Annotated in this window: 3 protein-coding genes; 1 reads left to right on the forward strand and 2 read right to left on the reverse strand. The window is 72.8% G+C overall.

What is annotated here, in order from left to right:
* Positions 1–487: 487 nt before the first annotated feature.
* Together BLQ62_RS08365 and BLQ62_RS08370 are read right to left on the reverse strand one after the other, a co-directional pair.
* The gene (locus tag BLQ62_RS08365) at positions 488–4,918 is read right to left on the reverse strand and encodes a non-ribosomal peptide synthetase (protein ID WP_068565995.1); all 4,431 of its coding nucleotides are present in this window, start codon (positions 4,916–4,918) and stop codon (positions 488–490) included.
* Positions 4,915–10,413 (reverse strand): type I polyketide synthase, encoded by a 5,499-nt coding sequence (locus tag BLQ62_RS08370; protein ID WP_068565993.1) that lies wholly within the window; start codon positions 10,411–10,413, stop codon positions 4,915–4,917. The genes BLQ62_RS08365 and BLQ62_RS08370 overlap by 4 nt, the downstream gene beginning before the upstream one ends.
* A 375-nt stretch (positions 10,414–10,788) precedes the next feature.
* Here BLQ62_RS08370 and ettA point away from each other — a divergent pair, with 375 nt between their 5' ends.
* Positions 10,789–12,462: an energy-dependent translational throttle protein EttA gene (ettA, locus tag BLQ62_RS08375; RefSeq protein WP_068536341.1), complete on the forward strand. Its 1,674-nt coding sequence runs from the start codon at positions 10,789–10,791 to the stop codon at positions 12,460–12,462.
* Positions 12,463–12,622: the final 160 nt, after the last annotated feature.

Here is a 12,622-nt window from a genome sequence, read left to right on the forward strand (position 1 = left end):
CTGGGAGACGGCCGCGCACCGGGCGGCGGTACCGGCGCGATCGGCCGCGCCGGGGGAGCAGACGGCCGTGGTGGAGCGGATGCGGGTGCACGATCCGCCGGAGCGGGAGCGGGAGCGGGAGCGGGAGACGGCGCGGGAGCGGGAGCGGGAGACGGCGCCGGAGCGGGAGCCGGCGTGGACGCGGGTGCCGGTGCGGGAGGTGCGGAGACCGACGCCGACCGGGCCGGCGCTGCCTGAGCGGGCCGGGCGGGAGGCGAGGGCGAGCGCTCCGGGGTGGGAACAGGTGCCGGCGCCCGCACGGCCGCCGCGGCGGGGCGTGCCGGCGAAACCGGACGCACGATCGGCAGGGGACGGGACGCGGACACGGACGAGCGGGACGCGCGCATGCGCAGCGTCGACGGGTTGCCCTGAGCCACGGGAGTCCGGCTCCGTCGCGCCCGGAGCGTGGTGGTGGTCCGCTCCACCGGGCCGCGATGGGTCGAATCGGTCATGAGGCCGCGCTCTCCGGGAGCCCCAGCGTCGACGGCGCCGGGAGGTATCCACAGTCGATGAACCACTCGAAGTAGCGGCGCAGCAGCGCGCCGTCGATCGGCGGGCACACGATGCCGGTGCCCTCCAGTCTCTCGCGCACGTTCGCGTCGTCGAACGTGGCATCGGGCATGTTGTCCAGGGGTGTCGCAGACAGGAACGGCGCCAGCGCGGCGGCGGTCTCGTCGCCCTCGCGCTCGGCGAGCTCCGCGGCGCGTTCGCACCACTGCCCGAACGGCAGTTCCTCACCGGCGTAGCCGAAGTCGGACATCCACCGCACCAGGTCCGGCACCGCGACGGTCTCCGGGGAGACGACGTGGAACGTGCGTCCCGCGAGTTCCGGCTGTCCGGCCAGCTTCGCGATCGCCCCGACCACGTAGTCGACGGGCGTGATGTCGGTGGACATGTCCATCGTCGGCGCCGCGCCGAGGGCGACGCCGAGCCGGATCGTCTGCCACAGGAAGTCCGAACGCTGGCACGCACCGGTGCGGCTGTGGCCCGCGACGCGGCCGGTGCGGTAGACGTACGTGGGCACGCCCCGCGAACGGGCCTCGAACACCAACTGCTCACCCACCCACTTGGACTGGGTGTAGCCGAAGGTGAAGCGGGGGTCCTGGACGGGGCTGCGGTCGTCCTCGGCGAAGACCGTGTCCTGCGGGTAGGAGAACCGCGAGAAGACGTAGGTGGTCGAGACGAAGTGCACCGGCTTGACCGGCCCGTCGCAGGCCAGCGCCAGCACCTGCACCGTGCCGTCGACGTTGGCGGACTTCAGGGTGGCGTACGGCCGGAGGAAGTTCACGTCGGCGCCGCAGTGCACGATGCCGTCCGCGGTGGCGGCCATCTCCGACCAGTCCGCACCACTGAGGCCGAGGCGGGGGCGGGTCAGATCGCCCGGTACCGCGACGATCCGGCCCGCGTGGCGCTCGTCCCAGATCCCGTACTCGACCATCGTCGATCGGATCCGCTGCATGCCCGCGGCGGCGTCCGCAGCGCGGACCAGGCAGTGCAGGGTGGCCGACGACGTCCGCAGCAGTTCCGCGACGAGGAACGCGCCGACGAATCCGGTCGCACCGGTGACGAACAGGTTCCGAGGGTCCGCTGCGCTCCGCACCGGTGCGCCGGGGGCGGGCCGGATCTCGTCGGGGAGCACGACCTCGTCGGCGAGGACCAGGGTGCTCTCGAAGCCCGCGCCGCCCCGCTCGAGGATCGCTGCGAGCCGTTCGATGGTGAGCTCGCCGGCGAACAGCGCGGGCAGTGGCACCACCCGGCCCAGCTTCTCCCGCACGCGGAAGACCAGCTTCGTCGCGAGCAGGGAGTGCCCGCCGAGGAGGAAGAAGTCGTCGCGGACGCCCGGCGACGTGTGCAGCGAGAGCAGGTCGGTCCAGATCGCGGTGAGATCGCGCTCGAGGTCGGTGCGGGCGGCGATGTGCTCGGTTCCGCTCGCGGCGGCCAGGGCGACGGGCACGCCGCCGCCGGCGGACAGCGCCTTGCGGTCGATCTTGCGGTTCGGTGTCAGTGGGAAGGCGTCGACGACGACGAACGCGCTGGGCACCATGTACGGCGGCAGGCTCTCCCGCAGGCTCGCGAGCAGCGCGCCGGTATCGCCGAGCCGCTCGGCGGAGCACTCGAGATGGGCGGTCACCGCGGCCCCGTCGGCGTCGACCGCCGCGATCGCGCGGACACCCGGCAACGCGCTCTCGAGGGCGCTCTCGATCTCGCCCAGCTCGACGCGGAAGCCGCGCACCTTCACCTGGGTGTCGATCCGGCCGCCGAACTCGATCCGCCCGTCGCGGAACCGGCGCACAAGATCGCCTGTCCGGTACGCCCGTACCGTTCCCGCTAGCGTTACGAACCGGTCGGCGGTGAGCTCCGGTCGGTCGTGATAGCCGAGCGTCACGCCGTCGCCGACGATGCACAGCTCGCCGAAGACGCCGTCGGGCACGGGAGCCGCGCTCGGGTCGGCGACCACGACGCCGGTGCCGCGGATCGGGTGACCGATGGGGATCGCTCCCGCGGCGACGTCGGCGTCGGTGACGCGGTGCACCGTGGACCAGATGGTGGTCTCGGTGGGGCCGTACATGTTCCACAGCTCGTCGGCGCTCCGCAGGAGCCGCCCCGCGAGCACGGCGGGCATCGCCTCGCCTCCGCAGAGCGCGCGCAGCCCGCGGGTTCCGGACCAGCCGGCGTCGAGTAGCAGGTGCCAGGTGGTGGGGGTGGCCTGCATGACGGTCACCGCGTGCTCGTCGAGCAGTGCTGCGAGCCGATCGCCGTCGCGGGCGTCGTCACCGTCGGCGATGATCACCCGCGCCCCGGCGGCCAAGGGGAGGAGGAGCTCGAGGATCGCGATGTCGAAGGACGGGCTGGTGACGGCCAGCAACGTGTCCGACGGGGCCATCCCCGGCTCGGCGCGCATGGCCTCGAGGAACGTGACGACGTTGCGGTGCGAGACCCGCACACCCTTCGGGCGTCCCGTGGAACCCGAGGTGTAGAGCAGGTACGCCGTCCGCGTCGCGGGATCGTCGGCGGGTCGCGCCGGAGCCGGGCCGGCGGGCTCATCGGCGACGTCGATCCACGGAAGGGTGAGCCCCGGGACCTCGGCCAGATTCTCGGCCGTGGTGATCAGAGCGGGGATTCCGGCGTCGGCGCAGATGAATTCGAGCCGCTCCGCGGGGTAGGCGGGGTCGAGCGGCACGAAGCAGTATCCGGCGCGCAGGGTCGCCAGCATGGCGACGACGACCTCCGCGGAGCGGGGCAGCAGCAGCCCGACCGGGGTCTGCGGCGGCGCGTCGATGCGGTCCGCGATCCGCGCCGCGAGGCGCTCGACGCGGGCGTCCAACTCGGCGTAGGTGATCCGTTGCGCGCCGGCGACGATCGCGGTGCGTTGGGCGGAGTCGGCGGCGGCGGACAGGACGTACGCGTCCAGCGGGACGGTCTCCGGCTGGGCGTCGGGCGCGACGATCGTCGCCGGCGCGGTCGTGAGCGGCAGCGTCGAGATCGGCCGGTCCGCCGCCGAATCCGGAGCGGTCAGCGCATCGAGGCCGGCGATGAAGCCGTCGATGAGGGCGTTGGCGCTCTCCTGGTCGAACAGGTCCGCCGCGACGTCGAGGGTGCCCGTCATCGCACCCGGCGTGGTGGTGATGTTCAGGAGGACGTCGAACTTGGCGCAGCCGTTGTCGAGGTCGCGCATCTGCATCTCGGGTGCGCTGCGGTCCTCCTGCATGTTCAGGATCGCCTGGAACAGCGGCGGGCGAGCGGGGTCGCGCCCGAGGTCGAGTGCCGACAGCACGCGGTCGAACCGCGCGTCCTGATGGGTGAAGCCCTCGCGGACCTCGGTGTTCACCCGGCCCAGCAGAGCGCCGACGGTCTCACCATCGCCGAGATCGACCGGCAGCGCGAGCGTGTTCAGGAACGGTCCGATCACGCGCTCGGTGCCCGGTTGCGAGCGCTGGGCGACCGGTACGCCCACGACGACGCCGTCCTGCCCGGACCACCGGCCCAGCACCACGGCGTACGCGGTGAGCACCGTGACGAACGGCGTCACGTCGTGCGCGGCGCTGTACGCGCGGACGGCGGCGGCCTGCTCCGCCGTGAGTGCGCACGCCGTGCGGCGCCCGCGGTAGCTCTGGCGGGCGGGCCGCGGGTGATCCGTCGGCAGGGTCAGCACCGTCGGCGCGCCGCGCAGCCGCTCGGTCCAGTAGGCGATGTCCGCCGCGTCGGCGTCCGCTTCCGCGCGCTCGCGTTCCCACAGCGCCACGTCGGCGTACTGGAAGGGGACGTCGGGCAGTCGCTGCAGCCGGCCGATCAATCGGCCGGTCGCGAGCCGTCCCAGCTCGGCGAACAGGATCCCGGTGGAGTAGCCGTCGGCGACCATGTGGTGCAGCGTGATCTGCACCCACGTGCCCCCGGACGTGCTGCGCGCCAACGTCGCGCGGAGCAGCGGTTCGCGCGCGATGTCGAAGGGCGTCCGCGCGTCCTCCTCGAACCGCGCCCACATCGCCGCGTCGTCGATGCCGTCGAGGAAGTCGACCCGCGGCCGGTCCGCGGGGACGATCCGGCCCACCGGCTCACCGTCCTCCATGCCGAACCGGGTGCGCAGCACCGGATGCCGATCGATCACCTCGGCCAGGCACTCGCGGAAGACGTCGAGCGGGACGTCGATCGGCAGCCGCGCGACGCCCGACATGACGTGCATGCTCGTGCCGGGGTGGAACTGCTCCAGGAACCACATGTTCTCCTGGGTGGCGGAGAGCCGGACCGCCTCGCCGTCCCGGACGCGGGGCGTGATCGGGGCGGCGGTCGGCGGGGCCGACGGTGCCTTGCCCAACCGGGCCAGCAGCGCCCGGCGCTGGGCGGGACTGAGGGCCGCCAGACGGTCTTCGATCTCGGTCATCGGGGGCCTCCGGCGTTCGGTTCAGTGGTCTCGGACCGCGCGAGCAGGGCGGCGACGGCGTCGTCGTCCAGGTCCGCGAGCAGGGCGGCGAGGTCCTCGACCTCGGCGTCGCCCGCGCCGTCGTCCGCGGCGACGTCCAGGAGCGTCGTGAGTTCGGCGGCGATCGTCGCCACGCTCGCGCCGTCGAGCAGGAAGGCCATCGACGGTGCCGCCTGGAACTGCTGCTCGATCCGGATCCGCAGCTCGGTCGCGAGCATCGAATCCACGCCGAGGCGGCCGAGCGGCTCGTCGTCGGGAACGTGTTCCGCCGCCATCCGCAGCACCCGCGAGACGGTCAGGCGCACCCCGTCGAGCACGATCGCCCCGCGCTCGCCCCCCGCGGCGGCCGCGAGCCGGTCGAGGATCGACTCGCCGTCCTCGCCCTCCGCGTCCTCGGTGCGCCCCAGATGGGCGACGAGGGAGGGCCTGAGGGCGTAACTCGCGATGACGGTGGGCCAGTGCGCGGAGACGACCCCCTGCTGCACCTCGCTCGATCCGAGCAACTCGGCCAGGAGCGTCATGCCGGTCTCGGGATCGATGAGGTCGATGCCGCGCTGCCCGTACAGGTCCCGCAGGCCCAGGCTCGCGATCATGCCCGCATCCCACGGTCCCCAGTTGATCGACAGGGCGGGCAGGCCCTGTGCCCGGCGGTAGTGGGCCAGTGCATCGAGGAAGGCGTTCCCGGCGGCGTAGTTGCCCTGCCCGGGGGAGGGGATCACCGCGGAGATCGAGGAGAACAGCGTGAAGAAGTCGAGCGGCTCCGTCGCCGTCGCCCGGTGCAGCGCCCAGGCGCCGAGAACCTTCGGCCGCACCACCCGCTCGACCTGCTCCTGCGTCATCCGGACCAGGATCTGGTCGTCGACCGCACCCGCGGAGTGGATCACGCCGCGCAGCGGCGGCACCCCCGACCGGTGCAGGTCGGCGAGACCGTCGGCGAGGGCCCGTGCGTCCGTCACGTCGACGGGGACGACGTGCACCGTCGCCCCGGCCGCCTCGGCGGCCCTGATCGCCGTCACGGCGTCCCGCTGCGCCGGGTCGGTGAGGCCGTCCCACTCCGACCGTGGCGGCAGGCCGGACCGGCTGGTCACCACGATGTGGCCCGCGCCGCGCTGTGCGAGCGCGACGATCACCAGGAGGCCGAGCGCTCCGAGTCCACCCGTGACGAGGTACGCGCCGTCGCCGCGCATCCGCGCGGGGATGCGCCCGCCCGAGCGCGCCGAGGCGTGCAGGCGCGGGACGAGTCGTTCGCCGCCGCGGAAGGCGATCTGGTCCTCGTCGGTGCCGGCCACGGCGAGCTCGTCGAACAGCAGATCGGTACTGCCGTACCGGTCGTGTGGATCGAGGTCCACCAGCCGGGCCTGCAGGCCCATCAGCTCGTGATGGAGCACCCGGCCGATGCCGAGGAGGGAGGACTGCAGCAGTTCCGCCTCGGACACACCGCCGGTGATCGGCTGCGCGCCGTCGGTGACCAGGAAGGTCGGTGCCGCGATGCCGCGGTTCTCGAGCTCTGCCGCGAGGTGTACCACCGAGAGGACGGCGTCGTGGGCCGGCCAGCGCAGCGGGTCGTCGCCGTCGGGGGAGGCGTCGAGCGACCACAGGTGGACGATGCCCCGCACGCGCCCGTCGGGGACGGTGCGCTCCAGGGCGGCGGCCAGTGCCCGACGGTCGGAGGGAGGCAGGGCGCCCTCGGCGACGGCGCCCGCGCGGAGCAGCACCGGGGTGCCTCCGGCCGCCGTCAGCCGCTCGGCGAGCCCGGCGGCGACGCCGCCGTCGTCCGCGAGGAGCAGCCACACTCCGTCGAGGGGGGCGCGCTCGCCGGCATCCGCGGCCTGCGGCTCCCAGGCCTGTTCGTACACCCAGTCGGTGCCCACCCGCTGCGGCGGCCCGTCGACCTCGTCGAGGACGCGGACGGTGAAGCCCTCCACCTCGGCGAGCACCTGGCCGTCGCCGGTGGCGAGGACCACGTCGCCGCTGATCGCCGTGGGGTCGGGCGAGACGCGCGCCGTGGCCCGCGCGAACACGGGGCCGTCGGCGCGCCCGTGGATCACCACGCGGTCGACGCCGACGGGGATCAGCGTGGTGCCCGCGGCCCGCTCGAAGGCCAGGGGGAGAAGCAGCTGGAAGGCCGCGTCGAGCACGCTCGGTTCCAGGACCGGGGCGCGCTGTGCGACCGGCTCCGCGGAGATCTCGCGGATGCGGGCCGTGGCGGCGCCGTCGCCGACGGTCACGTCGTGCAGCAGGCGGTAGGCGGGGCCGTACGCGAAGCCCGCATCCCGGAAGCGGTCGTAGAGAACGTCCTCGGTGAACGAGGTCCCGGTGATGGGCGCGAGGTCGATCCGGGGCGCGACCGAGGGCGCGGGACGCAGCACTGCGGTGGCGTGCCGGGCCCAGCGGCCGGCGCCCGGCACCCGGCCGTGCACGGCGATCCGGCCGGAGTCCGCATCGAGCGTGGTGTCGACCAGGTACGTCCCGCCCCCGCCGTGCACCAGTGCGGTCTCGAAGGCCACGTCGAGCAGGGTGCACGCCGAGGCGCCGTACTCGTCGCGCGCCACCTCGGCGGCGATCTCGATGTACCCGGCGCCCGGGAACAAGGTCGCCCCGTGCACCACGTGGTCGGCGAGGGATCGCGGCGCGGTGCCGTCCAGGAGGCGGCGCCAGGCCGGTAGGGCGCCGTCGGCGCGGTCGCCGAGGTACGGCTCGACGGTGTCCGCGAGCCGTTCCCGGCGTCCGGCCTCGCCCTCGGACCAGTACCGGTCGCGCTGCCAGGGGTACGCGGGCAGGGACCGCATCGGCGCGCGGGGCGCGAGCGGAGTGAGGTCCACGTCGACGCCGCGCACCCAGAGCTCCGCCAACGCCGCGCCGAAGGATGCGGCGTCGTCGCCGTCGCGGCGCAGAGACGCGGTCGTCGCGACGGTCCGCCCGTGGGCGGACGCGGTTTCAGCGATCGCCCGGCCCAGCACCGCGGTGGGGCCGATCTCCAGGAAGGTCGCGGCGCCGGCGTCGAGCAGTGCCTCCGTCGCCGCGCCGAACAACACCGGACGACGGATGTTGCGCCACCAGTACTCGGCGTCGTGCGGCGCGGACCCGTCGACCGGGACCGCGGTGCCGGTCACCGTCGAGTACAGGGGGATCGACGGTGCGCCGGGGGCGAGCCCGGCGAGGCTCGCGCGGACCTCCGCCTCGAGCGGATCCATCGCGCGACTGTGGTACGGCACGTCGCCCGGCACCAGGCGAGCGAAGACGCCGTCGGCGGCGAGCCGCAGCGCCAGCGCGTCCAGCGCGGCGAGCGGGCCCACGAGGGCGACCGAGTCGGGACTGTTGACGGCGGCGATCTCGACCTCGCCGCGCGCGAGCTCCGGCAGGTCCAGGGCGGCGGCCTCGCCGTGCGCGACCGACAGCAGGCGGCCGCCGCCGCTCACCGTGTGCTGGATGCGGGCGCGGTGCACGATCACGGTGATCGCGTCGTCGAAGCTCAGGGCGCCCGCCTCGAGCGCCGCGGCGACCTCGCCGGAGCTGTGGCCGACGATGAGGTCGGGCCGCACACCGAACGATTCCCACAGTCGCGACAGCGCGTACTGCACACCGAAGTTCGCGATCTGCGCGACCACCGACTCCGCCATCCGGGAATCCGGCTCCGGGGCCAGTAGCTCGGCTGCGAGCGACCACCCGGTGAGCGGCGCGATCGCGGCGTCACAGCGGTCGATCGCCGCGCGGAAGACGGCGTTGCGCTGCAGCAGGCCCCGGGCCATGCCCCACCACTGCGGGCCCATACCGGTGTAGACGAAGGCGAGCGGACGGGCGTCGGCGAGCGCCGACCCGGACCGGACGGCCTGGTGCGGGACGCCGTCGGCGGCGGCCCGCAGGGCCTCCGAGGCCTCCGCGGTCTCGGCGGCGATCACCGCCAGCCGGGCGGCCCGGTGGGCGCTGCGCCGGTGCACGAGAGCCCCGGCGACGGGGACGGCACCGTCGGACTCGACGAGCCCCGCGTACGCGCCGGCGAGCCCGGCGAGGGCGGCCTCGCTGCGTGCGGCGAGCGGCAGCACGACCGCGACACCGTCGCACTCCTCCACCGGGTGCGCGGCGGCCGGGCGCGGCCCGTCCACCGGAACGGATTCGAGGATGGCGTGCGCGTTGGTGCCGCCGAAGCCGAACGAGTTCACTCCCGCCCGGAGGGTGCCCTCCGGGCGCAGCGGCGCGGGCTCGGTGGCGATCCGGATCCGCAGCGCGTCGAGGTCGATCGCCGGGTTGAGCGCGTCGAGGTGCAGGTGCCGGGGCACGCGCCGATGGGCCAGCGCGAGCGCGGACTTGATGAAACCGACGACGCCCGCCGCGGCCTCGAGGTGACCGAGGTTCGTCTTGACCGAGCCGATCACGAGGGGGCGGTCCGCCGGGCGCTCGCCCCGGTAGACCTCGCCGATGGCGTTGGCCTCGATCGGATCGCCGACCGGGGTCCCCGTGCCGTGCGCCTCCACGTAGTCGACGGTGTCCGCGGCGACGCCGGCGTTCGCCAGCGCGGCCGCGATGGCGCGCTGCTGGCTCGCGCCGTTCGGGACCGTGATGCCGTTGGTGCGGCCGTCCTGGCTGACGGCGGTGCCGAGCACCGTCGCGTAGATCCGGTCACCGTCGGCACGCGCCTGCGCGAGCGGCTTGAGCACGACGAGCGCGGCACCCTCGCCGCGGACGTAGCCGTTGGCCGCGGCGTCGAAGGCACGGGAGGTGCTGGTGGGGGAGAGGAAGCCGCCCGTGGAGGCGGCGACGGTGAAGTTCGGACTGAGCATCAGGTTGACGCCGCCGGCGAGGGCGAGTTCGCTCTCGCCGTTCCAGAGCGACTGGCACGCCAGGTGGATCGCCACCAGCGAGGACGAGCAGGCCGTGTCGACGGACATGCTGGGTCCGAGCAGGTCGAAGGCGTGCGAGATCCGGTTGGACAGCATCGTCATCACCACGCCGGTGGCGGTGTGCGCGGCGACGTTCGGCGGTTCGGCGGCGGAGGAGAACTGCATCTGGCTGTAGTCGAGCGTGAATCCGCCCGTGAAGACCGCGGTCTGCGAGCGCTCGAGATCCTCGGCGCGCAGGCCGGCGTCCTCGAAGGACTCCCACGCGACCTCGAGCAGCAATCGTTGCTGCGGGTCCATCGAGCTCGCCTCGACGGGGGAGATCCCGAAGAACGCCGGGTCGAACTCGTCCACGGGATCGGTGAGGAAGCCGCCGCGGCGGACCCGGCTCTTGCCCGGCGTGCGCTCGGGCTCGTAGTAGCGCTCCGTGCTCCAACGGTCCGCCGGGATGTCGACGATGGCGTCGCGACCCGCGTCGAGCAGGTCCCAGAAGTCCGCGGCGGAGCGCACCCCGCCCGGCAGCCGGCATCCGATACCCACGACGGCGATCGGCTCGCGCTCGGCTCGCTCGCTGCCCGTCGTAGTGTGCGTAGCCCCAACCTTCACGGCGATCTCCCCCATCCGAAACACGGTCCAACGGTCGCTCCCCAGTGACCGTTCTCTCACGGTGTGGTTCGGTTCTCGGGGCTCGCTCGTTACGCGTCAGTCGGTTAGGGGACTCCCGGGCAGGTCCCGGGGGGACCCGTCCGCGGCCGAGTCCCTCGCCGTTCGTTCGACTCGTGATCGCAACAGTAGATCGACTCGCCCCGCCGCGGAGCCGGACCGGCCGACTTGCCGCGAAGCGCCCGCTCACCACGTGCCCGCGCCGACGGGCGGGCCGGCCGCCCTGCGGTGGGGACACGGTCAGTACCCGGCCGCGCGCGCCGGTCGGTAGGCTGGAGTCGTTTGCCCCCGGCACACCGGTGGGTCGTTTTCGCGCGAGAGCAGGCAGGGACTGTGGCTGAATTCATCTACACCATGAAGAAGGTGCGTAAGGCGCACGGCGACAAGGTCATTCTCGACGACGTGACGATGTCGTTCTACCCCGGTGCCAAGATCGGCGTCGTCGGTCCGAACGGTGCCGGTAAGTCGTCGATCCTCAAGATCATGGCGGGCCTGGACCAGCCGTCCAACGGCGAGGCGTTCCTGGACCCGGAGGCCACCGTCGGCATCCTCATGCAGGAGCCGCAGCTCGACGAGACCAAGACGGTCCGCGAGAACGTCGAGGACGGCCTGGGCCAGACCATGGTCAACCTGCGTCGGTACAACGAGGTCGCCGAGCTCATGGCCACCGACTACACCGACGAGCTCATGGAGGAGATGGGCAAGCTGCAGGAGCAGCTCGATGCCGTCGACGCCTGGGAGGTCGATTCGCAGATCGATCAGGCCATGGACGCGCTGCGCTGCCCGCCGGGCGATGCCCAGGTGACCAACCTCTCGGGCGGTGAGAAGCGCCGCGTCGCGCTGTGCAAGCTGCTGCTGAGCAAGCCCGACCTGCTGCTGCTCGACGAGCCCACCAACCACCTCGACGCAGAGTCGGTGCTGTGGCTCGAGCAGCACCTCGCGAACTACCCGGGCGCCGTGCTGGCCGTGACCCACGACCGGTACTTCCTCGATCACGTCGCGCAGTGGATCTGCGAGGTCGAGCGCGGCAAGCTGCACGGTTACGAGGGCAACTACTCCACCTACCTGGAGAAGAAGGCCGAGCGCCTGGAGGTGCAGGGCAAGAAGGACCAGAAGCTGCAGAAGCGCCTCAAGGAGGAGCTCGCGTGGGTCCGGTCCGGCGCGAAGGCCCGGCAGACCAAGAACAAGGCCCGCCTCGAGCGGTACGACGAGATGGTGACCGAAGCCGAGAAGCACCGCAAGCTCGACTTCGAGGAGATCCAGATCCCCACGCCGCCCCGTCTGGGCAACGTGGTGGTCGATGTCTCCAACCTGGACAAGGGCTTCGACGGCCGCGTGCTGATCAAGGACCTGAGCTTCACGCTGCCGCGCAACGGCATCGTCGGCGTGATCGGCCCGAACGGCGTCGGCAAGACCACGCTGTTCAAGACCATCGTCGGTCTGGAGGACCCCGATTCGGGCGACGTGAAGGTGGGCGAGACGGTCAAGCTCAGCTACGTCGACCAGAACCGCGCGAACATCGACCCGAAGAAGACCGTCTTCGAGGTGGTCTCGGACGGTCTCGACTACATCACCGTCGGCCAGAACGAGATGCCCTCGCGCGCCTACGTCAGCGCGTTCGGGTTCAAGGGCCCGGACCAGCAGAAGCCCTCGGAGGTGCTCTCCGGTGGTGAGCGCAACCGGCTGAACCTGGCGCTGACTCTCAAGGAGGGCGGCAACCTGATCCTCCTCGACGAGCCGACCAACGACCTCGACGTGGAGACGCTCTCCAGCCTGGAGAACGCGCTGCAGGAGTTCCCCGGTTGCGCCGTCGTGATCTCCCACGATCGCTGGTTCCTGGACCGGACCTGCACGCACATCCTGGCGTGGGAGGGCAACGTCTCCGAGGGCCAGTGGTTCTGGTTCGAGGGCAACTTCGAGGCGTACGAGGCGAACAAGATCGAGCGCCTGGGCGCCGAGGCCGCGCGCCCGCACGCGGTCACGCACCGCAAGCTCACGCGCGACTGACCCGCATCCTGCACCGACGACGCCCCCGGCACCGTGCCGGGGGCGTCGTCGTTCGTTACTGGCCCGTAGCCCCCACCCCGCCCGTAATGTGGTGGCCGGAGCTCACTGGCTCCGTCACACCTTGGCAACGGCGCCGCGTGCTGACCCCGCATTTGGCGTG

It is taken from the genome of Tsukamurella pulmonis (assembly GCF_900103175.1).
GTDB lineage: Bacteria > Actinomycetota > Actinomycetes > Mycobacteriales > Mycobacteriaceae > Tsukamurella > Tsukamurella pulmonis.